This window comes from Bacillus pumilus (assembly GCF_038738535.1).
GTDB lineage: Bacteria > Bacillota > Bacilli > Bacillales > Bacillaceae > Bacillus.
Genome location: NZ_CP046128.1, coordinates 1,389,651 through 1,412,552, shown reverse-complemented (window position 1 = coordinate 1,412,552; position 22,902 = coordinate 1,389,651). Strand labels below are relative to the sequence as shown.

Here is a 22,902-nt window from a genome sequence, read left to right as displayed (position 1 = left end):
TGGTATTCATTCGCGTTCTTCGTATGTTGTTTTTGTACAAAATGCTTCATTTCATTACACTCTTTTCATCATTTTAAGATTTGTTTAGATCTAAAATAGCGTCAACAGCAACCTTTGCATCATCAAAGTCATAGACTTGATCGCCAATGATTTGATATGTCTCATGGCCTTTACCCGCTATTAAGACTGTATCGCCTTTTTTCGCATTGGCAATGGCAAAGAAGATGGCTTGTTTCCGATTCACAAAGCTATGATAATATGCGTCTGGCACCCCATTTTCCATATCTTTTAAAATGGCTGAAGGATCTTCGCTTCTTGGGTTGTCTGATGTAAATACAGGTTCATCTGCATATTTCACAGCGATTTGGGCCATTTGAGGGCGCTTTGTTTTATCACGGTCGCCACCGCAGCCAATCACACAGAAAATTTTGCCCTCTGTTAATTCTCTACACGTTGTGAGGACATTTTCTAAACTGTCAGGTGTATGCGCGTAATCGACGATGACAGGGAAATCTTGATCGCAGTTTACAAGTTCAAATCTGCCTTTGACTCCCTCCAGCTCTTCAATCGCACTAACGATCGACTCAAACGTTAAGCCAGATACGATCCCGACTGATACAGCTGCCAGGATATTATACACATTGAACTTTCCGACGAGGGCAACCGTCACATTCTTGGTGCCGATTGGAGTGACCAAATCAAATTGAGTTCCCTTTGGCATAATTTGAATATTCTTTGCCATGACATCTGCTTTTTGCTCTAAGGCATACGTCATGACTTCAGCAGCTGTGACTTTTTCAAAATAACTCGAAGCCTCATCATCTGCATTTAAAATCGCATGCTTGGGTTTATTATGATGAAAGGCGCTTCCGAGCTGAGAAAATAGCAAGCTTTTCGCATGTTTATATTCTTCCATTGTGTTGTGGTAGTCAAGATGATCCTGCGTAAGGTTTGTGAAAACAGCAATATCATAATCACATCCATGCACCCTGCCAAGATGGAGTGCATGTGATGATACTTCCATAATGGCTGTATCTACATCTTGATCAAGCATCTGTTTAAACGTTTTCTGAAGTGTGACACTTTCAGGTGTGGTGTTTTTCACGTTGAGAATGTCATCATTCACCTTCATATACATCGTACCGATTAAGCCTGTTTTCTTTTCGGCTTTTCTCATCATTTGTTCGATCATGTGTGTTGTTGAGGTTTTTCCGTTTGTGCCTGTGATCCCGATGAGATTCAGCTTATGAGTGGGCTGTTCGTAAAACGCATCAGCTATTCTTGCAAGTGCTCTTTGAGAGTGTTTCACAATAATGACTGGTACATCTGTTATGTTAAGAGGGTGTTCCGCTACAATTGCTGCAGCCCCGCTTTTCACCGCTTTTTCAGCATAATCGTGTCCATCTACTGTATAGCCTTTTATACAGACAAAAAGGCTTCCCTTTTTCACCTCTCTTGAATCCATTTCAATGGAAGTGATATCAGGATTTTCGTTTATCAATTCGTTGTTTTCACTTTTAAAGTATGTAAGCAGTTCTTGTAATTTCATTTTCATATCAAACCTCTCAAATTCGTTCACGTGCATGTCTTGTGAAAAAAACACACAGTCTATATTTTATCGTAAAAAAAAGGATACATCCAGCGTATTCCTTAAGTTTCTGTTGGAAAAAACACACTTTGGACTCTTTTTTTCAAACGGTCCTTCTCTTTCAACAAAAAGAGGCAGCCGAATGAGTGCGGCTACCCTCTGTTCATTCTTTATTATTCATCGTTTAAGTATAATCTGATCGTGGAGCCTTCTTTGATCTTTGTCCCAGCAGCAGGTGATTGCTTCACTACTTTACTGCCAGTTCCTGAGGCATCGATCTTTAGGTTGATCAAGAGGGATTCAAGATCTGAAACAGATCCTCCTACAAGATTCGGTACTTCAATGGTTTTTGTGTCCAGCCACTGGTACTTCTTTTCAATTTGCCCTTTTCTTTTTTTCACACCCATCTCTGGCAGGCTGTCCCGCATAATATGACCAACAATTGGTGCGGCCACGGTACCGCCAAATTGAATGGTGCCTTTTGGGTTATCCACAGCCACATAGACTACAATACTTGGGTCATCTGCAGGCGCAAATCCGATAAACGACACAATATGGTTATTCTCCATATACTTTCCGTCCTTTACCTTCTGTGCTGTTCCTGTTTTTCCGCCGACCCGATACCCTTCAACAAATGCATTTCGGCCAGTTCCTTGGGCGACTACACTTTCAAGTGCATACCTGATTTCTTTAGATGTCTCTGCTGAAATCACTTTCTTTTTGGCAATCGGTGATTGCTTTTTCACGACCTCTTTTGTGATTGGATCTATCCATTCTTTTGCAATATAAGGCGTGTAAAGTGTCCCGCCATTTACCGCAGCTGCTACTGCAGCTACTTGCTGAATCGGCGTAACAGATACACCTTGCCCAAAGGCCGTTGTCGCCTGCTCTACAGGACCTACACGATCAAGCGGGAACAAAATCCCCCGCCCTTCCCCTTGAAGGTCGATTCCTGTTTTTTGGCCAAATCCGAAATTTTTAATATAGGAAAATAATTTATCTTTCCCAAGACGGTCTCCTAGCTCTACAAAGCCGGGGTTACAGGAATTTTGAACCACTTCCAAGAATGACTGTGATCCGTGCCCGCCTTTTTTCCAGCACCTGAGTCTTGCACCATCAACTGTCACAGATCCGCTGTCAAAAAATGAATCTCGTTTTAAATTAACTTTCTTCTCTTCTAATGCTGCTGCAAGTGTAATAATTTTAAACGTCGAACCCGGCTCATATGTGCTCCACACCGGAAGATTTCGGTTAAACACTTTTGGGTCAACTGATTGATAGTCAGCTGGATCAAAATCTGGTCTGCTTGACATTCCCAGCACTTCACCATTTTTCGGATTCATCGCAATCGCAATCATACCATCTGGATTATACTTTGCCTGCGCATTGTCTAATTCCCGTTCTATAATGGTTTGTACTTTTGAATCGACTGTTAATTTCATATCAAGACCATCTTTAGGTGGTGTATAATCGTCTGCTTCATCTGGCATTTTCTGCCCTTTTGCATCGGAATAAAACTTTACAGAGCCTTTTTCGCCTTTTAAGTCATCGTCATAGTAGGCTTCCAGTCCAAGTAAACCTTGATTATCGATTCCAGCAAAGCCCAGTACATGTGAAAGAAAGCTGCCAAACGGATAATGTCTGATGCTGTCTTCTGCTACATACACACCTTCTAAATCAAGCTCTCTTACTTCTTTTGCTTTTTCATGAGATACCTTTCTGCCCTCAGGAGAAATTCGTTCAATTGATGTTTTCTTCGTGACATGCTTGTACGCTTTCTCTTCAGACATATTCAGTACTGCTGCCAATTTCTTGCTTGTTTCTGCGGGATCTTTAATTTGCCGAGGGACGACCAATATAGATGGGGCACTTTTGTTCGTCGCAAGCTCTACCCCATTCCGGTCCAAAATATCTCCCCTTTCCGGTTCGAATGGAAGGTTTCGGCTCCATGAATCTTTTGCTAAGCTTGTCAGCTTCTCGCCCATAATAAACTGCACATATCCTAATCTAGTATCTATGATGAAAAAAATGATCACCCCAAACAGCAGCACGAAAAGCAATCGTTTTCTCACTGTTACACTTGACACTCGCACGCCCGGTTCACTCCTTACATATGGCTTGTTTTCATCATATGCAGGCCCGTCCCTTTGTAGAACGCTACGTGATATTCAGCTGGAGCAAAAGAAAAAACCTAGCAAGCGGTTTGCTAGGTTTAAAGTTAATTTGGGCTTTTAAATGTCACAGTGACGACTTTGTCTGAAATCTCCGCTCCACTTTTGACACTTTGTTTTACAGCATATCCTTGTCCATTTGTTTCTATATGCACACCGGAAATCGAAGCATATTGAAGGACTTCCCTTCTGGACCAGCCTGTCATGTCAGGCATCTTAATGGTTTTCCCTGCTGTTTTCAAGAAGACTTTCTGGCTTTCAGAGAATTCAGAGCCCGCACTCGGCCACTGGCGTTTAATAGACAGGCCGTCGCCGATGACAACAGGCGCTAAGTGTTTATTTTTGGCTTCTGTTTCTGCCTGCTTCACTTCTAAATCAAGGAATGAAGGCATCGTTTCTTGTTTCACTTTTTGTTCGCCTGATTTTTTATCGTCTGTTTTTGTTGGTGCAATATTTAAATATAGCAGACTATTTTTCATCACAGGGTTAAAGATTTGAGAAACCGGGGCAGACCCTGTTTCTGTTTCAGACAGCTGCGGCTGCTGTACAGCTACATAAACAAGCAGCTTCGGATCATCTTTTGGCGCCATTCCCATAAATGAAAAGACGTAATCGTTTCTTCCTTGGAGGTAACCGCCGGCACCCCCAATTTGCCCCGTTCCTGTTTTTCCAGCAACGTCGAATCCTTTGATTTGGTAAGGCTGACCTGTTCCAATTTTTGAGGAAACAACCTCACCTAAAATGTCGCGAACTTGCTTCGCTGTATCAGATGAAATCGGTTTTCCTGCTGCTGTTGGTTCGTGCTGCAAAATCGTTTTGTTTGTATTCGGGTCTGTAATATGGTCAATGACATATGGCTTCATCATTGTTCCGCCGTTTGCTATCGCTGTGGCTGCTTCGATTTGTTGAATCGGTGTGATGGCTGACGCTTGACCATAAGCCGTCGATGCTTTGTCATATTCGTATCTATAATTGATTTTGCTAGACGCTTCGTTCGGCAAGTCAATCCCCGTTTTGTCATAGAAATGGAACTTCTGCAAATATTGTTCGTATCGTGTGAAGCCTAGTTTTTCTTTCGCCAGCTTTGCAAAGGCCACGTTTGATGAGCGGAGAACCCCTTGATGAAAGTCAATTTTCCCCCAGCCATTTCCGTTGTTGTGGTCTCTCACAAGGCCGCCGCCTACTTTATAAGTACCAGATTGATATTTGTCACTGCCTTGATAGACCCCTTCTTGGATCGCCGCAGCGAGGGTAAAGATCTTCATCGTCGAACCTGGTTCAAACGCATATGAAATGACATCATTGTTATAATTCGTAATGTTTAGTTCATTTAAATTAAAGCTTGGCCGCTGCCCCATCGCGAGAACCTTTCCAGTTTTCGGATCAACGACTGTGGCAATGATTTTCTTCGGCTTATACTTTTTGGCAACCTGCGTCATACTTTCTTCAAGAAACGCTTGAATTTTTTGATCGATGGTCAGCGTGACATTTTTCCCGTCTTTCGGGGCGACAATGTCTTCTTTACTATTCGGCAAGGCCCATCCGCTTCTGTCACTGTTATATGTCACATAGCCGTCTTTTTCTTTTAAATATTTGTTCAGTGCCTTCTCAAGTCCCATTGCACCTGACATGTCCTTTGTCGCCTCATCTAATCTGGCATAACCGATCAGGTTAGAAGCAAACATGCCGTTTGGATAATATCGCTTCGTGTCTTTTTCAAATGCGACCCCTGGAAGCTTTAGCTTTTCAATTTTTTCCTTCGTTGAAAAACTAATATCTTTCCCCGCTTTACCAAACTCAACTTGGAATGCATCTTTTGTATTGAGACGCTTTAAAATTTCGCTTTCACTCATATCGATAACTTTTGAGAGCTCTTTTGCCGTCTTTTCTTTATCGACGACATGCATTGGGTGCTTAGGGTCCACTGTCATTTTCTTGCTCATGACCGCAATGAGCTTATACACAGATGTATCCTCAGCAATCACATTTCCATTCCGGTCTAAAATAGACCCTCTTTTGGCTTCAAGTGTTTTCTTCGATTGATATTGTTCATTAGCCTTGGCGGCTAACACTTGTCCATCAACCGTTCCTGTAATCTGAATATAGATAAAACGTGATAGGATGATAAAGAAAAACAGGGCGAAGCAAATACTTGCAATTGCCGCGCCTCTGTTCATCATTTTATTCTTTTTAGGCATCGCCATGTTAATCGACCTTCTTAACATCTTTCGATATGCTCAAGCCTGCTTTTTTCGCGGCTTCGATGATTCTTTCTGGTTCACTCAGCAAGTCTTTTTCCTTTTGAAGCTCAGTGATCTTCTTCGATTCTAAAGATACTTGCTGTTCTAATTTCTGCACTTCAATATTGGCGTGATAGACAGCAAAGGCTTTAGAAATGATGAGAATGGAGCTGCACATAAGAGCCATGACAAACATGACAAGTAAGATTTTTTCACCAAGTGTGATAGAACCTCTTCTTTTAATGACAACCGATTGGCCTTGCTGCTCTGTTTGATGTTGCTTCACTTCTCTTTGATAAGCCAAATTACTCATAAGAAACCTCCTTTTTATCATCATCTATGGTGTCGTTTTACTTTTTTTCTGCAATTCGGAGCTTCGCTGAACGGGCACGGTTGTTATGTTCCAGCTCTTGTTCTGATGCAACGATCGGTTTTCTCGTGATCAGCTTCAGCTTTGGTTCAAGTCCTTCTGGAATCACTGGTAGTCCGTGCGGAAGTTCTGGAAGAGAAGACATTTCTCTAAATGTACTTTTACAAATCCGGTCTTCAAGTGAATGGAATGTAATGACAGAAATTCTCCCCTTCGGATTGAGTAACTCTATTGCTTGTTCTAGTGCTTCTTCAAATACTTTCAATTCATCATTTACGGCAATTCGGATCGCTTGAAACACTCTTTTCGCTGGATGTCCGCCAGTTCGTCTTGCAGGTGCCGGAATTCCTTCTTTGATAATGTCGACAAGCTCACCCGTTGTTTCAATTGGCGCTTTTTTTCTTGCTTCTTCAATTTTGCGTGCGATTTGCTTGCTGAATTTTTCTTCCCCATATTTGTAGAAAATCCGAACTAGATCTTCAAATGGCCATTCATTCACCACTTTTTTTGCCGACAATGCGGCTGATTGATCCATTCGCATGTCAAGAGGTGCATCATGGTGATAACTAAAGCCTCTCTCTGGTGTGTCGAGCTGAGGAGATGAAACCCCAAGGTCAAAAATCACACCGTCTACGCTTGTAATACCTTGTTCATTCAGACGTTCTTTTAAATATCGGAAGTTACTTTTTATGAAAAGAATGTTCGCTTTAGCATCCGCGAGCTTCTCTCGTGCATGATCCAGTGCAGCATCGTCTTGGTCAAATCCAATCAATGTTCCTTTTTCTGATAATTGAGATAGTAAATATGAGCTATGACCTGCTCCGCCCAGCGTGCAGTCCACATATGTACCGTCTTCTTTTACGTTTAAACCGTCAACTGTTTCTTTTAATAATACTGTCTCATGTTGAAACATGATGTTATGGTCCCACCTTTTTCAAATAGAAATGAATGTGTAGAAAGCTTGCTGCACAAGGGATTATTATATATCAAATCCAATCATGTTTTCAGCAATTTCAGCAAAAGAATCTTCTTGCTCTTCTGTATATTGTTCCCAGATCGACTTACTCCACAACTCAATTCGATTTGAAACGCCGATGACCACACATTCTTTTTCGAGTTTTGCATATTGGAGTAGGTTTGATGCGATGTTTATACGCCCCTGCTTGTCCAGATCGCATTCGACTGCGCCAGAGAAGAAGAACCGGGTAAACGCACGTGCATCTTTTTTCGTTAGCGGTAGTGCTTTGAGTTTCTCTTCGATTAGTTTCCACTCACTCATAGGGTAGCCAAATAAACATTGATCAAGCCCTCTCGTCAGCACAAACTGTTCTCCGAGACCGTCTCTAAATTTAGCAGGGATGATCATGCGCCCTTTTGTATCAATCGTATGCTGGTATTCACCCATGAACATGATAATCAGAGCCCCACTTTCTCACCCTTACTCTCCACTATCCACCACTTCTCTCCACAAAACTTATTCTACACTGTTTCTACATAAAAAAAAACCCTGAACTAGTCAGGGTTCATTAAAACTTTATTTCAAAGTTTGACAATTTGTTGCTTGTTTTGAAATGAAAATGGCAGATTTTTGAACGTTTTGAAGAATTCTGGTCCATATTTGTTTAAAAAATACATGATATTCCAAATTCTTTCTTGCGGGGCGTCCAGTGGTTTTAAACTATTTTCAATCCGTTCAAAGTCCCGAAGGATATATCCTTCCTTCTCTTCCACACGCTGCGCCACCTTTTGATAAACAAATTGAAGCTGGTCTTCGATAAATTTGGCATTTTTATCTAGCAGCTGCTCGAAGTTTGGTTCAATCTCCAGTGCTTCTTGTCTCATCACACCATGAGCATTCGCTAATTCACGTTTAGCCTGTTGAACTGCTTGAACAAAGCTGTCCGGAAGACTTTGCTGAAAGTGCGCTTCTTTCTTTTCATTCACTCCGCTTGTCAGCACTTCTTCTACCGACAGTTCTCTAACCGGCAGTTTCTTGTTGATGTGTCTTTCAAGAATGGTCACATGCAGTCTTGGAAGAACAGGCGCCATCTTCAATTTAAAATGCTCAAAGATTCCTTTCAGTTCTCCCCAATAGTTAACCTCACCGTATCCTGCCATAAAAGCAAGTGTTGGGAGAAGGGTTTCCTGCATCAAGGGACGCGTCACCACATTGTTGCTAAACCGTTCTGGGTGCTCCTCAACTTCCTGCAGAAGCTCTTCCTTTGTCCATGTAAGCCCCACTTCTGATATAGAAAACCGGCCGTTCTCTTTCTCAATTAGGAAACGTTCCTCATCATATTCGTAAAATAGGTTTGCCTGACTGTCACCAGCTTCAATGATCGGCTGATATCCTGCTCGTTTCATGGCGGCCTGCGTGTCTTTTAAGCGAGCAGTGACTGCATCATTTGTCTCGACAATGTGCTTGAATAACGCACGCTCAAGCGGTTTGACACCTAAGTCGCCTGAATTAAATAAAAGCAGCCCATCTTCTTCAAAGAGGTCACTTACAATCCATTCAAAGAAATCAGTAAAGGTTTGTGATTTGCGTAAACATCGAAGAAGCTGATCGAGCAAGTCATTGGTATACGCAGATTCTTCATATGTTGAAAACACATCACGGAGCCATTTCTCGGTTTTTTCTTGATCAAGCGGGATTCTTTTCGCAGCCGCTTTTTTGACGTTATGTAATGGCAGCTTTTGTTTCACTGGTCCTTTTTCGCCAGACGTGTATACAAAATTAATTTCATCTACGTCATGATCCTCACCGGCTACCCAAAAGACCGGAATCACAGGGACCCCAAGCTCTGTTTCTTTTTCTTTTGCAAACTGAATGATGGATATGATTTTATGTATGGTATAAAGCGGTCCTGTTAATAGACCAGCCTGCTGTCCTCCAACCACCATGACACTCCGTTCATCACGGATCTTTTCAATGTTCTGACGCATCGCTTCCGATTCAAACTTTGCATGGTATGCGCTCATATAATCCGCTAAAGCCTCGCGCGGGAAGCTCATTTCCATGAGATCGTCGTATCTCTTTTTCCATGTGTGCTCAGAATGTATATCATAATCAAAAAAAGTCGTCATCTCTTTTTTTTCTTCTATATAATCACGTATGAATAAATTCTGACTTCGGATGGAAAGTTCAGTCAATTGCATGTTTAGAACTTCCTTTCTTCAATAAATAGTTAGTTTCCCGAAAAAAGTATAGCATGTAAATGATCTCACTCAAAAGATTTTGTTTGCTTTTTTTCCAATACTTCCAAGCTTCGATAAAAGAAAGTGAGATGTGGCGCCAGAATCTCTTGAGCTTGAGCCTTTTTTAAAAGATAGCCAACGATGGCTTTTCTTTCGGTTTGGCGGCCTTTCACTATATCTTGAAGCATAGACGACTGATTAGCAGCCGTTTTCTCACAAATAGAGATGACATAAGGCCAGAGCCGCTCTTTTTCAGACAAGCCCAAGATGGATACCGCTTCTTCAAATGCACATTTCATCATGTATTCATATGAGGGGTTTGCGATCAATTCCCCGTTTCTCACATGCAGCAAAGCTGTCAGCGGGTTAATACAGACATTGACAAGCAGTTTTTCCTCCAGCACCTTTTTCCATTCATCCGTATAGATCATTTGAAAATGAGATGATGTCTCATTCAATGCATTTTTTATATCAGCTGCTTCCTCATGCTGAAATGCCCCCCACTTGATAACACCGATACCTGTATGGTCCACTGCATGATCTGACATCTTCATAGCCCCGTGCTCTACCACACCTATATATAATGAATGTGCCGTTTTCCAATTCTCCAAATCTAATAAGTGAGCCATTCCGTTCTGTAAAAATAAGATACGCTGACGAGGTAATGTCGTTAGTTCATCGAGCACATCTTGCAAATGATGATATTTCACCGTCACGATGAGCAAATCAAATACTCCTGTTATTCCTGTCTGTGCATGAACAGCCGCCTGACATGTTTCTCCTTTTACTGTTCGCTGAATGCCTGATGCTCGAATCTCTTCTGCCTGCTCTTTTCTTCTTGTAATGACCGTGATGTCATGATGCTGTGATAAATAACTAGCACAAAGCAGACCAATCGCACCGCCGCCAATGATTCCAATGTTCAACTGCCGCACTTCCCTTTTTCTGTTTACTTCATTATATCAATTATTGTAACAGGTTCATGTCGTGATGCAAAAAGCAGATGGCGCGCTATGATTGAATTTTTTTAATTTAAAAACTATAATAATAAGTGTAAAAACTTTTCGAGGCGGGTGGGATGAAAACGCCTTCAATGACATCACTGTCGACATTATGTGTGTAAGGGGGAAGATCATATGGCACAAGTAAAACGACTTCTAATTAATTACAAAACTTTAGAGGAATTTAAACAATTTAAGGAATACGGCATACAAGAGCTATCCATGCTTGAAGACCTTGAAAGCAATATGATTGAAAATGACAGCAACTCTCCATTTTACGGGATTTATTTTGGAGATAAGCTAGTGGCACGTATGAGCCTTTATCAAGTGGACGGCTCAACGACAACGTATTTTAACCACAACCATGATTATTTAGAGCTGTGGAAGCTGGAAGTGCTTCCTGGGTATCAGCGCAAAGGGTACGGCGAAGCACTTGTTGAATTCGCCAAATCGTTCGGGTTGCCAATTCGGACCAATCCGCGCGTCAAATCAGCCGGTTTTTGGGATAAAATGGGCTTTGAAGCAGTAAAATATGATATGGAGCGCGATAAGGGTGAAAATCCACTCATCTGGGAGCCCGCTCATATTCAAAAAAATACAGGTGAATCCGCTTAAAGACTGATCACAAAACGCCCCTCCTTTCTCTGTGAGGGGCGTCTCTTTATTTAGCATATTCTTTTAAGCTGATATTCTGTTTGACTCTTTCAACAATACCAATGAGTGCCCGGTAATCTTCTTCTGTCATTTTTAATTGCCGCTTCAAGTGTTCATTTTCTTCTGTAAGTGACTTCAATTGATGCTGTGCATCTGCCAGTTTCTCGCGTAAATGAGCAGGTCCATCAGGTTCTTTTTCAAGCTGCTCTAAAAACTGAATCACTTCTCGAAGGGTCAATTCAGCCTGAATTGAAGATGTCTTCTCTTCTATGGTTAACGCATGCTGTGGTAAACCAGAGGAATGAATACCGATTTTTTTACGCAGTTCTTTCCGCTGTTTTTTCGCCAGCTCTATGCCTGCCTGATATTGTTTTCTAACGTATGAGTTCCACCTGAAACCACATGCTGCAGCTGTTCTTGACAATGCTTTCCCGACTTCCTCAAATGCGGAAAGCTGCGTTCCTCCATCTCGAATGTGCCTTAAGACGACTTCTGCTAAAAGTAAATCTTCATCTTGTGTCCATGCGTCCTGCCTTGTAATCGTCAATTGATCATCCCCCCTGAATCTGAATACCACATCATATGCGCCTACTAGAGTAGATAGACTATTTGCAGGAGAGAAACCTAAAAAATAGACAAATAAAAAAACGCAAGGGAAGATTCCCTCACGTTTTTTTATCAAGCATTAGTTGCTTTTTACGTCTTTGCCTTTGTATGTTCCGCAAGATTTGCAGACACGATGAGAAATTTTCATTTCACCGCATTCTGGGCAAGCTACCATACCAGGTACTTGTAGTTTGAAATGCGTACGACGCAATCTTTTTTTCATTTTAGAAGTTCTTCTAAAAGGTACAGCCATTATTCCCACCTCCTTAAAGAGTTAAGATTCATTATTTTCTTCTAAGAGCTTCTTCAAGCCTTCCAGACGCGGATCAATTCGGTTTTGATGTGCATCTTCCGAAATGACCGCCCAGTCATTCCCTTCTTGTGGTGCAGCACCTTTTACATCCGTTTGGTCGCAAAAGATTTGCATCGGCACTTCAAGAAGAATTTCTTCCTTGACTATAGGCGTTAAGTCGATGATGTCGTCTTCTACAATAGAAACGTCTTCATCTTCTATATCGTCTGTCTTATGAAGTACAAATAGTTCTTTCGTTGAAATCGCAAATGGATAATTTACATCAACAAGCGTTCTTGAACAAGGCAATGTCATTTCACCTGTGATGGTTAAATCAAATGCGACTTGCTTTGATTCGATCACTCCAGTCCCTTTCACCTCTACCGGTGAAATGCGACGTATATCTGAATGAAGGCTAGTAAGTTCATTTAAGTCAACCGTCTCATGAAAATCGAAGCTGTTTTTAGCTTTTTGATGTAACTGATAAACTGTCCATTTCAATTGTATCACCTCTAAGAGCAACAAACATGATTATAGCTTTCATCATGTTATTTGTCAATATTTTTTCTTTACAGTCCTTTGTGATGTCAGAGGGTTGTTTGACATCAGTTCGCGGAATGCCTACACTGAAAAAATGGGCTTCATTTTTCCCTTATGCTACTGTAGCATAGACCATTTAACCATAGCAAGAAAGGCGGAACATCTATTGAAAGCAACAGGAGTCGTTGTCGAGTATAATCCATTTCATTATGGACATGCCTATCATGTTCGTCAGGCGAAAACACATACCTCCTCAGATGTTGCCATTGCCGTCATGAGCGGTTCCTTCCTCCAGCGCGGTGAGCCTGCCATCGTCTCAAAATGGGCGCGGACAAAAATGGCGCTGCAAAACGGTGTAGACATTGTGTGTGAGCTTCCATACATATACGCAGTGCAAAAGGCAGAAACCTTTGCAAACGGTGCTGTGGCGATTCTAGATGCTTTAAAATGCCGCTCCCTTTTTTTCGGCAGCGAGGATGGTGACATTAAAGCATTTGAGCGAACGGCTCATGCTTGGCATGAGAAAAAAGGAGAAATTGACCTTTTCACAAAAGAAAAGGTGAAAGAAGGCCTTAGTTATCCAGCAGCTGCAGCAGCTGCGTTTCAAGAGGTGATTGATCCTAAGCACTTACTGGATCTGTCCAAGCCAAATAACATTTTAGGTTTCCATTATGTCAAAGCCATCTTGGAGAGATCCCCTCACATGCAGCCCTTTACCTCTCAAAGGATTTCATCTGGTTATCATGATGAAGAACTTCCTAAAAATCAGAAAATCGCAAGCGCAACAAGTATACGAAAAGCCTTAAAAGATCACGGCACATTTGAAACAGTCGCCCCATATCTCCCAGAAGCTACGCTCAAGCAATTACATGACTATCATTCTTCTTATGGTCTTTTACATACGCAAGAAGCCTACTTTAGCTTCTTAAAACAAGTCTTTCACACAATGGATACAGCAGAACTAGAAGACATCTATGAAATCGAAGAAGGCATCGAACACCGCATGCAAAAGGCGATTTCACATGCGTCCTCCTACGAGAAATATCTATCTCTTGTGAAAACAAAACGATATACGTGGACAAGGCTGCAGCGGATGAATACACATCTCTTAATGAGAGTGAAAAAGAGTGCCATGCATGAGCTGCTGAAAGAGAGAGAAGCGCCTTACATTCGTTTACTTGGTATGTCAAAGAAAGGGCAGCAATACTTATCTCTTGTGAAAAAAGAATTGGACGTGCCGCTCATAAGCAAGCTGTCTGCCTTTTCACATCCCGCACTTGATCTTGATATTCGCGCGTCCCGCGTCTTCAGTCTGCCCGTTAGTGAGCCAATGCAAACGGACTTAACGGAAGCGGAGTTTAAAACCTCACCGATCCGATATGATGAAGAGACTGGTCTCTTCCAGTCTTAACAAGAAGAGCAGCCTTGATGAAGGCTGCTCTTCTTTGATTAAGATGCTTTCTCTTTTAATTTGTTTAAATAGTTCAGGGCATCTTGCATCGTATCTACAGGCACAATTTTCATATCACTTTTAATATCTTTCGCTGTTTTGACAGCATTTCGGTAGTCTGAATTTGAATCACCTTTATCGTTTGGTGCAAAGAATATATCTTTTCCGGCTTTATCTGCCGCCACGACCTTTTGATCGATTCCGCCAATTGGACCGACCGTTCCATCGGCGTCAATCGTCCCCGTTCCCGCAATCGCATAGCCATGTGTTTCGTCTTCTTTTGTCAGCTGGTTATAAATTTCAAGTGACATCATGAGACCTGCTGATGGGCCGCCGATATTTTCAATATCCACCTTAATGGAAGGCGAGACTTTCACATTTCGATCTGTAAATAATGATACACCGATTCCAACTCGATTCGGCTCTTCTTTAAATGGTTTTAACGTCACTTTCTCCGTGATGTCTTTGCCATTTCGTTCAAGGACAAAACGGACAGATGTACCTGCTTTTTTGCTGCTGATATACGAAACCATTTTATCAGCAGAATCATAGGTCTTGCCATCAACGCTTTTGATTCGGTCGCCCACTTCAATTTTGCCGTAAGCAGGCATTCCTTTCATCACGTAGCTTGCATATACCCCGTTAAACGTATAATCTACTTTTTTGCCTGCTTTTGTATACGCTGCAATCATGGCATTTTCTTGAGAGCTTTTCATCAGCTGAAGCTGTCTTTTCATATAATCTTCATCCGACTCCCCGTCCGCTTTAATATTTTCTTCCGGGACGATCTCGTCATATTTATTCATTTTCGCAAGCAAATACGTATACGGATTGGCTGGACCTACTTTTATCGTCATAAGTGAGAAGCTGCCCTTCTCGCCATATCCGCCGTCTACTTGAATGTGGGGAGCAATCTCGGTTGCATCACCCGGCTTTGTCACGTAATATGGCAGTTTGACAAAGGTTAAGCCAAATAATACAAGGATAACGACAAAAAAGCTGAGCCAGCGAATATTCAATTTTTTCATTCGATTAACACTCCCATTTATCAATGACATCTTTCATTTTACCTGTTAGTTGATCTGCGGCGAGCTCACCTGCTTCAATCATCTCCTGCACCTGTGTAAATGCACTCGAGCTAAATGTTTCAAGCCTCGGCCGGATCATGACATCAGCGTGAATGGTTTGATGACGGACCAATTCATTTTGAAGGATGTCCAAACTTTGCATAATCACATCCGATAATCTCGTCGCCTTTTCTGTTTTTTTCACCCTTGATACATCAGAGGCGATAATGAGGTCTGCGCCCATTTCTTTTAAAACAGACACAGGAATGCGGTCAACAACCGCTCCATCGACTAGCTGTCTGCCGCCCATTTCATGAGGAACAAACACGCCCGGAATGCTGATGCTTGCTCTGACTGCTTGTGAAACAGACCCTTTTTTAAACACGACCTTCTCCCCTGTCTCGAGGTCACAGGCAACCACCGCAAGGGGCTTTCTTAATTCTTCAAATTTCTTCCCATATGTAAACGTGTGAATCAGCTGCAACATTCGATTCCCTTTTAAAAGACCGATTTTTGGCAGTGTATAGTCAGCATAATACTTTCTTCTGAAGACAAGTGCAAGTTTTTTCATTTTTTCTACGTCTTGTCCTGCCGCATAAAAGCTCCCAACAAGTGCGCCAATACTGCTGCCAGCGATCATATCTACCTGAATTCCTTGTTTCTCAAGACTAGATAAAACTCCGATATGCGCCATTCCCCTCGCACCCCCGGAGCCTAACGCAAGTCCAATGACTGGTCGCCTCATGAAAATCCACCCTCCTCTTTTCTATGTATATATACGAATCTATTGGTCTAAACATGCCCCTTCTGCTCGTATAGTAATAGAAGACAGGCTCGGCTAGTGTCTTTCTTTTTTGATCACGAGCTCGCCAATAGATCATAACAGCAAGGGGCGAAATCTCCATGAAAAAATGGAACACTCTGTTCATCGCTGCTTTTTTTATCTTTTTAACAGCCACTGTGATTACACATCCACAAGCCTCTTTGCAAGCGTCTAAAAATGGACTTGCAATGTGGTGGGAGGTTGTATTTCCATCATTGCTTCCTTTTTTTATTTTGTCCGAGCTATTAATTAGTTTCGGGATTGTCAGATTTGTCGGGGTATTATTAGAGCCATTTATGCGCCCCATCTTTCGAGTGCCTGGTGTAGGCGGATTTGTCCTAGCAATGGGAATGGCATCAGGCTTCCCTTCTGGTGCGAAATTAACCACAAGACTCAGGCAGGAAGGACAACTGACACAAATCGAAGCAGAGCGCCTCGTTTCTTTTACAAATTCATCGAATCCATTGTTTATTTTCGGTGCGGTGGCTGTTGGTTTTTTTCATCACCCGGCTTTAGGGATTGTTTTGGCATGCGCACATTATTTAGGGAATCTCGCTGTTGGTGTGACGATGCGGGGATATAAAGCACGGCATGATGCACATCTGAGAAGCCGTAAGCGATTTTTATTCCCACCGTTTCAAGAGGCATTCAGCGCTCTTCATACAGCAAGACTCGCAGAGAAAAGACCGCTCGGCCAAATTTTAAGTGATGCGGTGATGTCATCAGTCCAAACTCTCTTTATGATTGGCGGCTTTATTATCTTATTTTCTGTATTTAGTAAAATGCTGTCAGTTGTTCATGTGACGGACCTCTTATCCATAGGGATCGGATATATGCTGCAAACGATGCATCTTCCGCCAGAATTAGATCTTGCGATGATTGCCGGTTTATTTGAAATCACATTAGGAAGTCAGCTGACAGGGTCACAGGAAGTCACCCTTCTTGCTAAAACGATTGTCGTCAGCTTTATATTAGGATTCAGCGGGTTTTCTGTTCAAGCTCAGGTCGCCGGCATTCTGGCGGCAACAGATATACGCTTTAAACCGTTTTTCTTTGCTCGTTTGCTTCACGGAATTTATGCAGCTGTTTTTGCCTTTTTATTGTTCAAGCCTCTTTATGTCTCTCGATCTGACATGGCTCTCCCAGCAGGTGCCTTTGAAGCAAGCCAGCAGGTCGTCGTGTACAGCAGTGTGCTTTGGAATCAGCTTGTGACAGCTGGCCCATTGATCACGCTATGCAGCTTGATCTTGTATATCGCGCTATACTATCAGAAATTTAAAAAAGGATGAGTGCACGGTGCACTCATCCTTTAAATTTTTCTTTCAGCGCTGCTTCTACCTCTTTTGGGACAAGATCTTTGACTGATCCATGATATTTCGCTACTTCTTTGACAATGCTGGAACTTAAGAAGGAATATTGATTGTTGGTCATCATGAAAAACGTTTCAATTTCATCGTTTAACACTTTATTCATTGATGTGCCTTGCATTTCATATTCAAAGTCCGTCACAGCTCTTAATCCGCGTAAAATGACTTTGGCTTCTTTTTGTTTCGCATAATCAATAAGCAGACCGTGAAAGGATTCAACTTTGATATTTGGCAGATCCTTCGTCGCCTGGCGAATGAGCTCACACCGTTCTTCAACGGTAAATAACGGTTGTTTGGATGAGTTATTTAGTACACATACATACACTTCATCAAAGATCTTTGCACCTCTTTTGATGATATCCAAATGGCCCAATGTGACTGGATCAAAGCTGCCCGGACAAACGGCTATATTTCCCATGCTTTAATTTCCCCGCTTTCTATAGATCGTAATACCAGTCAACCCGTACAGTTCCTGTCTTGATATGTAAAGCTGTCCAGCTTCCTCTGGCAGTGTGACGTCCTTATCATGCTCACACACGATCACGCCGTCATCTGTTAATAAGGCATGCTCGTCAATCATTTCAAGAAGTGCTTTCAGCTGTTGATCTTTATAAGGCGGATCAAGAAAGATCGCTTGAAAGGATTCCTCTCGTTTCACAACGGCTGTGAGTGCACGCTTTGCCTCGTTTCGAAACACTTCACTTTGATCGAGCAGCGACAATTGATTGAGGTTTCCTTTAATCGTCTGAATTGCCTTCATATCTCGATCAACGAAAATGCAATGATCGAATCCTCTGGAAAGCGCTTCAATTCCTAAACCACCGCTTCCCGCAAATAAATCAAGGGCCCATCCGCCATCAAAATACGGGCCTATCATATTAAATATCGATTCTTTTACTTTATCTGTCGTCGGTCTTGTTGATTGACCTGGTACCGCTTTAAGTGTGCGGCCTTTTCTCGTTCCAGAGATGACTCTCATTTTCCCACCACTTTTTCTGCTTGCTTCTATTGGTTATTGTTTATGACAAAAAATTCAACATTATCTTACCACAACACTCCGCAGGGGACAATGCAAGGATTTTCATTCATTTTCTATGTATAGATCAAGGAAAGCGGGGTCATACTATTTATAACAGCATCTGATGTGGTGCTGTTGCCAACCGCGGAGAAGACTTACGTTTCCCCATAAGTTCTTCCTCCGGTTTCTCCTCTCCCTTTGCCTTCTCCTTAATGAATCATTAAGAATAGAAGGACCCCGCGGGTGATGCCGCGGGGATTTTTTTGTGTCTTTAAAAGCCCACTTTATAATCATACTCTTTTGCTTTGTCCAATTTGGATTCGTACTCTAATTTAATAAAAGGTTTATATGAAGGCTCAACACGCTTCACAAATGGCAATGAGCTGAGCTTAGCCATATGACGCTCGAGATCATTCATATCACAATAGATCACTGCATACTTCATTTTCCTTGAAATATAGTGAACATTTCCAAATTTTCTTAGCGCCTTTGACTGCTTTAACGAATGCAGCCAAACGACCATCCCTTGACGTTTGGTTTCCATCTTTTCACCTGCCGCTTTTTCAATTCTTTTCAGTCATTATGTAAAAGACGAGACATTCAAGTCTCGTCAAGATACTTTACAGCCACAGCTGCCACCTGATCCACAGCCACCGCCGCATGATGATAGACCATCAAAATATGGGTTCCCTGTTGGAACTTTGATATATGCTGATACAGCTTGACCGATTTCAATACTAATCTCATCTAAGATGGATTGAATCGCTGTTTCTGCTTTTTTGAAATCAACCACTGTATCGTGAAGATCTAACTTTCTTTTGACCTCACGCATTTCCTTTGAGATCGTTCTATAGTCCGGATGGTATTTGCCGAACCGCTGCACATCCTCATATTGCTCTTTTACTTTTGTAAAATGGGCAATAATTTGTTGGGCTTCTTCGTCTTGCTGGAGACGCTTAAAGCAGTTGCGGTAATGTTCAGCCTCCTCCGACTGAAGAATCATGGCAGCCAATTGATTCGCTTCCTCTTGGAGCTCCACAGATTCGATTGTCGCATACATAAATGTTGCACCTCCAATTCATAGTTTACCACGAAACCTATGGATCAGAAAATGCTTTTACGTGACAAATACATCCCATGTTTCTCTTTTCTGCTTATATTCTGGATGACGGGAATTGAGCACAACGGTCATTTTATGCTTTCCTTTTGAAAGATGCTTGACCACAAATGCAGCAGTATACTCATTGCCTGCACGTTTTCCGTCTACATACACTGTAAAATATCCCGTCTTCTCATTCTTTTTTAGACGCGAAGGTTCAAGATGAAAATCTTGTAGTGTACTTTCTATATAGACAGAAGACCCCTGCACTTTGTATTTTAAAAAGCCTTGCTGCTTCATTTCGCTTTCGGCTTGCTGCATCACTGGTACAGCTGGATCTTGCTTCGTGACTTGCTTCTCTCCATGTTGACTTTGACACCCGGTGACAAGAAAAAGCAATGCGCATATTGACAGCATCCATTTCATCTTCTGATTCTCCTTTCATCTACTTTTATAGGATGCTCAGGAAATAGACATCTTAATCAACTCAAAAAAGCCTCACCCGGCTCCATTTTGATTGCGCATTGCTTGGAACATTTGAATCATCATTTCAGCCATTTGGACACTGTTGCTCAACTGACTCACACGATGAGGAATGGTTTTTTCGTAAAAATTCATTTTATCTAATTCAAAGGACGATAGCTTTTCAGGATGTCGAGTCAGCTGTCTGTACCAGAGAGGACGCTGTCTGATGAATTTGATTCGATCCTCTTCGGCCATGACAAACTCCTGTACTTCTTTCCGCACCAAAAGCATCCCCTTTCAATTAATCTTTCCTGAAGGAGAATGGGTGCTGACTGCCTCCAGATGAACCTTTCTTTGAGCCATTTGATGAAAATTGTCCGAGTAAGCTTTGTAAAGAGGAAATAGACTGGCTCATTTTGTTGATTTGTTCATTCATTTGATCAGCGTCCATTTTTTTCACAGCAGAAACCATTTTAGACATAAAATCTGCTTTTCCCAATTCACTTGGCTTAGAGGCTTTTTCTTCTTTACCGCCTTCAGATTGCGTTTGCCGGTAAGGAGACCACATCTCGTCTTCTTCACCAAACATGATCCAATTTTCGTATACACTTTGCCAGCTTTTTTCTTGCGTTTGCACTTCTTGAATTAACTTCGGATGGCGTCTGACGAATTGTTTAAATTCATCAATGGATGTTTGTTTTTGTTTGTTTGTCAAATCCTCACCCCCCATACAAATGCCTACTATACTATATACACCAGCAGCTATTTTGGTGAGCCTCTTTTTCAATCAAAAAAACAGCTGCGATTGTGCAGCTGCTTTCGTTTAAGATGTTTTCTTGATGAAGTTTTGAGTGTAGTATTTTTCTTTCACACCTACGCCAAGGTGTGTGTAATCTTTATTTAATAACGCCTTCCTGTGACCTTCACTATTGAGCCAGCCTTCTACCGCTGCAGGTCCATCTACATAATTATAGGCAATGTTTTCACCTGCGAGCTGAAATGCCACCTCGCCTCTTTCTAACCGGTCTTTCAGCGTACCGTATTTTTTAGATTCATGGGAGAAATAATGATTCCCTTTCATGTCCTCACTATGCATGAATGCCACTTCAGAGGTTTCATCATCCCACCTTAAGGTCGGCAGTTTGTACTTATGACGGATAATATTGGTCATATCAAAAATTTGTTTTTGACTGGAAGCTTCGATCTCTTTCCATTTTTCACCTGATATTGCCTCAGGTTCTATCAATTGACCACGATAGACGACCTCATATGGCTTTTGTTTCACAAATGTATCTGCGTTAAACGCCCTGATACTTGAAAGAGTGCTTTCAAACTTATCCATGTAAAGCTGAACATACACATCTTCTCCCACTTTCACAGTGGGTCTTGTATTCATATCATCCTCTGAGAATTCAAAGCGGTATGAATTTTGTTCATCCTCTACATGAATGTAAGGTGCAATTTGTGTTTTTTTAAATACTTCACTTGTGGCTTGACCGATTTTAAACGGTTCGACATTGAGCCCGTCTCCTGTTGCAAACAGGGTCACCACTTTACTATCCTTTACCCCTACTTGAATATAGTGCTTCTTCGATTGGTTGTATATCCACCAGTCATAATCATATGCGGAAGGATCAATGCGATCTGGTTCTCCCAGCTGTTTAAGCACTTCGTTTGAAGATTTCCCCATAAAGGACATGAGCCCCTTTTTCGGGATGTTGATCGGCTTATCGCTAGATGTTTCTTCATTAGACACCTTCGGTTCATTGCTGTTTTCTTTTTCTGGTGAAGATCCATATTGAATAAACAGAACGTACGTTCCAGATATAATCAGGAGGATGAGGAGTGTTTTGAGCACAGTTTTCAAATAAACACCTCCGTTAAATTGGCAAGGTACAAAAAGTACCTTCTACTGTCATTTAAACAAAACTCGCTTCATTTATCAACGACAATACAGCCTATTTAACACGAATTTAAAATATGCCCCTCTTAATGAAGAAATCCTTGCCCGTGATCTTGATCCTGTTGAGAGATTTCTGTCAGTGCATCTCCCGCGCGATCATTTGATAAATCTTCGACTGATAAATCTCCAAGAGCGACAATCCCTGTTAATGCGCCATTTTTCACAACAGGAATGCGGCGGAGCTGGTGCTCTGACATCAGCCGGACAATTTCTTCAAGCGTTGCATCTTCTTCAGCTGTCAGTACTTCCTTCGTCATCAGCGAGCCCACTTCCTGTGAGTTTGGCTTTTTTTCTGCAATGCCTCTGAGTACAAGGTCACGGTCTGTCACTATGCCAACGAGCTGATCTCCGTCAACCACCGGAATGGCCCCAATGTCCGCGTCTCTCATTTTGACTGCCGCTTCATACGTATTGTCGTCTTGCTGGCATGTCACTACTTTTTTTGTCATAATATCTTTGATTTTTTTCGTTTTCACATCGATTCCTCCATCTGTTATTTTCTTTATTACTGTAACCAGGTTATAAAAGAACATACCTTTCACAGTTGAAAGTTTAACGCTTTCATACTATGATTGTCAGTAAAGGGAATTTTTATAAGGAGGGGTTTTGGGTGAAGTTTGAAGGTACGGGGATTGAAAAGGTGGCAGCTGACTTAAATAAATTAGATTTCATCATGGAAAGTGAAGGATTTGTACGAGCCGATCAATGGGATTATGAGCGTGTGACGTACGACAGAAAGTATAACATGGTAGAGGGAACCTTTTATTTACGGATTTCCGGCTACGCCACCGAAGGAGATGTTGGTTCCAAAAGAGCACACATACAGCTTCTAACACCTTTACTTGGAAAACATTATTATCCGCACGGTGTTGAATACGGCGAAGGCGAAGATTTCCCTAAATCTCTCATCCAATCAAGCAAGAAAACGCTTGAACAGCTGAAAGATAAACTAGAAGCAATGACTGCTGAAGCATAAACGAAAGCACAGCC

Annotated in this window: 26 protein-coding genes; 4 read left to right on the top strand and 22 right to left on the bottom strand. The window is 41.8% G+C overall.

The window, feature by feature from the left end:
* Window positions 1-73: 73 nt before the first annotated feature.
* The 8 genes from GKC25_RS06990 to GKC25_RS06955 all read right to left on the bottom strand — a co-directional run bounded on the left by GKC25_RS06990 (window position 74) and on the right by GKC25_RS06955 (window position 10,493).
* Window positions 74-1,549, bottom strand: a complete 1,476-nt coding sequence (locus GKC25_RS06990) for a UDP-N-acetylmuramoyl-L-alanyl-D-glutamate--2,6-diaminopimelate ligase (RefSeq protein ID WP_034663857.1) — start codon at window positions 1,547-1,549, stop codon at window positions 74-76.
* Between the two features lie 212 nt (window positions 1,550-1,761).
* On the bottom strand, window positions 1,762-3,681 hold the full coding sequence (locus tag GKC25_RS06985) for a stage V sporulation protein D (RefSeq protein WP_034662561.1): 1,920 nt from the start codon (window positions 3,679-3,681) through the stop codon (window positions 1,762-1,764).
* A 125-nt stretch (window positions 3,682-3,806) separates the two neighbouring features.
* Window positions 3,807-5,957: a penicillin-binding protein gene (locus tag GKC25_RS06980; protein WP_034663859.1), complete on the bottom strand. Its 2,151-nt coding sequence runs from the start codon at window positions 5,955-5,957 to the stop codon at window positions 3,807-3,809.
* A 7-nt stretch (window positions 5,958-5,964) separates the two neighbouring features.
* Window positions 5,965-6,312 carry a cell division protein FtsL gene (gene ftsL / locus GKC25_RS06975; RefSeq protein ID WP_012009864.1) on the bottom strand — a complete coding sequence of 116 codons (348 nt, stop codon included), beginning with the start codon at window positions 6,310-6,312 and terminating at the stop codon, window positions 5,965-5,967.
* Window positions 6,313-6,349: 37 nt separating this feature from the next.
* Window positions 6,350-7,282 carry a 16S rRNA (cytosine(1402)-N(4))-methyltransferase RsmH gene (gene rsmH / locus GKC25_RS06970; RefSeq protein WP_034662564.1) on the bottom strand — a complete coding sequence of 311 codons (933 nt, stop codon included), beginning with the start codon at window positions 7,280-7,282 and terminating at the stop codon, window positions 6,350-6,352.
* A 66-nt stretch (window positions 7,283-7,348) separates the two neighbouring features.
* On the bottom strand, window positions 7,349-7,780 hold the full coding sequence (gene mraZ, locus GKC25_RS06965) for a division/cell wall cluster transcriptional repressor MraZ (RefSeq protein WP_003211163.1): 432 nt from the start codon (window positions 7,778-7,780) through the stop codon (window positions 7,349-7,351).
* 128 nt (window positions 7,781-7,908) lie between these two features.
* On the bottom strand, window positions 7,909-9,528 hold the full coding sequence (gene bshC / locus GKC25_RS06960; RefSeq protein ID WP_095285127.1) for a bacillithiol biosynthesis cysteine-adding enzyme BshC: 1,620 nt from the start codon (window positions 9,526-9,528) through the stop codon (window positions 7,909-7,911).
* A 65-nt stretch (window positions 9,529-9,593) separates the two neighbouring features.
* Window positions 9,594-10,493, bottom strand: a complete 900-nt coding sequence (locus tag GKC25_RS06955; protein ID WP_034662569.1) for a 2-dehydropantoate 2-reductase — start codon at window positions 10,491-10,493, stop codon at window positions 9,594-9,596.
* A gap of 210 nt (window positions 10,494-10,703) precedes the next feature.
* Here GKC25_RS06955 and GKC25_RS06950 point away from each other — a divergent pair, with 210 nt between their 5' ends.
* The gene (locus tag GKC25_RS06950) at window positions 10,704-11,183 is read left to right on the top strand and encodes an N-acetyltransferase (protein WP_003211702.1); all 480 of its coding nucleotides are present in this window, start codon (window positions 10,704-10,706) and stop codon (window positions 11,181-11,183) included.
* Window positions 11,184-11,229: 46 nt separating this feature from the next.
* Here GKC25_RS06950 and gerR read toward each other — a convergent pair whose 3' ends face one another.
* The 3 genes from gerR to GKC25_RS06935 all read right to left on the bottom strand — a co-directional run bounded on the left by gerR (window position 11,230) and on the right by GKC25_RS06935 (window position 12,621).
* A complete protein-coding gene (gene gerR / locus GKC25_RS06945) occupies window positions 11,230-11,769 on the bottom strand; it encodes a sporulation-specific transcriptional regulator GerR (protein WP_034662572.1) in 540 nt (179 codons plus the stop codon).
* A 138-nt stretch (window positions 11,770-11,907) separates the two neighbouring features.
* Window positions 11,908-12,081 carry a 50S ribosomal protein L32 gene (rpmF, locus tag GKC25_RS06940; RefSeq protein WP_008354700.1) on the bottom strand — a complete coding sequence of 58 codons (174 nt, stop codon included), beginning with the start codon at window positions 12,079-12,081 and terminating at the stop codon, window positions 11,908-11,910.
* Window positions 12,082-12,102: 21 nt separating this feature from the next.
* Entirely contained in the window at window positions 12,103-12,621 is a 519-nt protein-coding gene (locus GKC25_RS06935; protein ID WP_034662575.1) for a YceD family protein, read from the bottom strand.
* 205 nt (window positions 12,622-12,826) lie between these two features.
* Between GKC25_RS06935 and GKC25_RS06930 the strand changes: the two genes are divergently transcribed.
* Window positions 12,827-14,071 carry a nucleotidyltransferase gene (locus tag GKC25_RS06930; protein ID WP_034662578.1) on the top strand — a complete coding sequence of 415 codons (1,245 nt, stop codon included), beginning with the start codon at window positions 12,827-12,829 and terminating at the stop codon, window positions 14,069-14,071.
* 38 nt (window positions 14,072-14,109) lie between these two features.
* On the opposite strand, the gene GKC25_RS06925 is transcribed toward GKC25_RS06930, so the two are convergent.
* Both GKC25_RS06925 and GKC25_RS06920 read right to left on the bottom strand, forming a co-directional pair.
* A complete protein-coding gene (locus GKC25_RS06925) occupies window positions 14,110-15,138 on the bottom strand; it encodes a SepM family pheromone-processing serine protease (RefSeq protein ID WP_034662581.1) in 1,029 nt (342 codons plus the stop codon).
* 4 nt (window positions 15,139-15,142) lie between these two features.
* Window positions 15,143-15,922: a patatin-like phospholipase family protein gene (locus GKC25_RS06920; protein WP_095285120.1), complete on the bottom strand. Its 780-nt coding sequence runs from the start codon at window positions 15,920-15,922 to the stop codon at window positions 15,143-15,145.
* 158 nt (window positions 15,923-16,080) lie between these two features.
* Between GKC25_RS06920 and ylbJ the strand changes: the two genes are divergently transcribed.
* The gene (gene ylbJ, locus GKC25_RS06915) at window positions 16,081-17,289 is read left to right on the top strand and encodes a sporulation integral membrane protein YlbJ (RefSeq protein ID WP_034662586.1); all 1,209 of its coding nucleotides are present in this window, start codon (window positions 16,081-16,083) and stop codon (window positions 17,287-17,289) included.
* Between the two features lie 13 nt (window positions 17,290-17,302).
* On the opposite strand, the gene coaD is transcribed toward ylbJ, so the two are convergent.
* The 9 genes from coaD to GKC25_RS06870 all read right to left on the bottom strand — a co-directional run bounded on the left by coaD (window position 17,303) and on the right by GKC25_RS06870 (window position 22,361).
* The gene (coaD, locus tag GKC25_RS06910; protein WP_034662590.1) at window positions 17,303-17,785 is read right to left on the bottom strand and encodes a pantetheine-phosphate adenylyltransferase; all 483 of its coding nucleotides are present in this window, start codon (window positions 17,783-17,785) and stop codon (window positions 17,303-17,305) included.
* A gap of 3 nt (window positions 17,786-17,788) precedes the next feature.
* Window positions 17,789-18,376 carry a 16S rRNA (guanine(966)-N(2))-methyltransferase RsmD gene (gene rsmD / locus GKC25_RS06905; protein ID WP_262417225.1) on the bottom strand — a complete coding sequence of 196 codons (588 nt, stop codon included), beginning with the start codon at window positions 18,374-18,376 and terminating at the stop codon, window positions 17,789-17,791.
* Window positions 18,377-18,656: 280 nt separating this feature from the next.
* The gene (locus tag GKC25_RS06900) at window positions 18,657-18,929 is read right to left on the bottom strand and encodes a YlbG family protein (protein WP_003212137.1); all 273 of its coding nucleotides are present in this window, start codon (window positions 18,927-18,929) and stop codon (window positions 18,657-18,659) included.
* A 66-nt stretch (window positions 18,930-18,995) separates the two neighbouring features.
* Window positions 18,996-19,445 carry a YlbF family regulator gene (locus GKC25_RS06895; protein WP_007499807.1) on the bottom strand — a complete coding sequence of 150 codons (450 nt, stop codon included), beginning with the start codon at window positions 19,443-19,445 and terminating at the stop codon, window positions 18,996-18,998.
* 57 nt (window positions 19,446-19,502) lie between these two features.
* Window positions 19,503-19,910, bottom strand: coding sequence for a hypothetical protein (locus GKC25_RS06890; protein WP_034662597.1), 408 nt, complete (start codon window positions 19,908-19,910; stop codon window positions 19,503-19,505).
* A gap of 72 nt (window positions 19,911-19,982) precedes the next feature.
* The gene (locus tag GKC25_RS06885; RefSeq protein WP_034318044.1) at window positions 19,983-20,231 is read right to left on the bottom strand and encodes a YlbE-like family protein; all 249 of its coding nucleotides are present in this window, start codon (window positions 20,229-20,231) and stop codon (window positions 19,983-19,985) included.
* A gap of 19 nt (window positions 20,232-20,250) precedes the next feature.
* The gene (locus GKC25_RS06880; RefSeq protein ID WP_034662600.1) at window positions 20,251-20,664 is read right to left on the bottom strand and encodes a YlbD family protein; all 414 of its coding nucleotides are present in this window, start codon (window positions 20,662-20,664) and stop codon (window positions 20,251-20,253) included.
* Window positions 20,665-20,772: 108 nt separating this feature from the next.
* Window positions 20,773-21,816: a CAP domain-containing protein gene (locus GKC25_RS06875; RefSeq protein ID WP_309415501.1), complete on the bottom strand. Its 1,044-nt coding sequence runs from the start codon at window positions 21,814-21,816 to the stop codon at window positions 20,773-20,775.
* 122 nt (window positions 21,817-21,938) lie between these two features.
* Entirely contained in the window at window positions 21,939-22,361 is a 423-nt protein-coding gene (locus GKC25_RS06870; protein ID WP_034663862.1) for a CBS domain-containing protein, read from the bottom strand.
* 161 nt (window positions 22,362-22,522) lie between these two features.
* Here GKC25_RS06870 and GKC25_RS06865 point away from each other — a divergent pair, with 161 nt between their 5' ends.
* Window positions 22,523-22,888: a YugN family protein gene (locus tag GKC25_RS06865; RefSeq protein WP_060596179.1), complete on the top strand. Its 366-nt coding sequence runs from the start codon at window positions 22,523-22,525 to the stop codon at window positions 22,886-22,888.
* The last annotated feature ends 14 nt before the right edge of the window (window positions 22,889-22,902 follow it).

Excerpts from the sequence above, each read along its gene's own strand:
- coaD (WP_034662590.1), bottom strand. The coding sequence starts at position 17,785 with ATGGGAAATATAGCCGTTTGTCCGGGCAGCTTTGATCCAGTCACATTG.
- ftsL (WP_012009864.1), bottom strand. The coding sequence starts at position 6,312 with ATGAGTAATTTGGCTTATCAAAGAGAAGTGAAGCAACATCAAACAGAG.
- rpmF (WP_008354700.1), bottom strand. The coding sequence starts at position 12,081 with ATGGCTGTACCTTTTAGAAGAACTTCTAAAATGAAAAAAAGATTGCGT.
- GKC25_RS06895 (WP_007499807.1), bottom strand. The coding sequence starts at position 19,445 with ATGTATGCGACAATCGAATCTGTGGAGCTCCAAGAGGAAGCGAATCAA.
- ylbJ (WP_034662586.1), top strand. The coding sequence starts at position 16,081 with ATGAAAAAATGGAACACTCTGTTCATCGCTGCTTTTTTTATCTTTTTA.
- GKC25_RS06925 (WP_034662581.1), bottom strand. The coding sequence starts at position 15,138 with ATGAAAAAATTGAATATTCGCTGGCTCAGCTTTTTTGTCGTTATCCTT.
- bshC (WP_095285127.1), bottom strand. The coding sequence starts at position 9,528 with ATGCAATTGACTGAACTTTCCATCCGAAGTCAGAATTTATTCATACGT.
- GKC25_RS06950 (WP_003211702.1), top strand. The coding sequence starts at position 10,704 with ATGGCACAAGTAAAACGACTTCTAATTAATTACAAAACTTTAGAGGAA.
- GKC25_RS06920 (WP_095285120.1), bottom strand. The coding sequence starts at position 15,922 with ATGAGGCGACCAGTCATTGGACTTGCGTTAGGCTCCGGGGGTGCGAGG.
- mraZ (WP_003211163.1), bottom strand. The coding sequence starts at position 7,780 with ATGTTCATGGGTGAATACCAGCATACGATTGATACAAAAGGGCGCATG.
- GKC25_RS06890 (WP_034662597.1), bottom strand. The coding sequence starts at position 19,910 with ATGAAATGGATGCTGTCAATATGCGCATTGCTTTTTCTTGTCACCGGG.
- GKC25_RS06980 (WP_034663859.1), bottom strand. The coding sequence starts at position 5,957 with ATGCCTAAAAAGAATAAAATGATGAACAGAGGCGCGGCAATTGCAAGT.
- GKC25_RS06870 (WP_034663862.1), bottom strand. The coding sequence starts at position 22,361 with ATGACAAAAAAAGTAGTGACATGCCAGCAAGACGACAATACGTATGAA.
- GKC25_RS06900 (WP_003212137.1), bottom strand. The coding sequence starts at position 18,929 with ATGGAAACCAAACGTCAAGGGATGGTCGTTTGGCTGCATTCGTTAAAG.
- GKC25_RS06990 (WP_034663857.1), bottom strand. The coding sequence starts at position 1,549 with ATGAAATTACAAGAACTGCTTACATACTTTAAAAGTGAAAACAACGAA.
- rsmH (WP_034662564.1), bottom strand. The coding sequence starts at position 7,282 with ATGTTTCAACATGAGACAGTATTATTAAAAGAAACAGTTGACGGTTTA.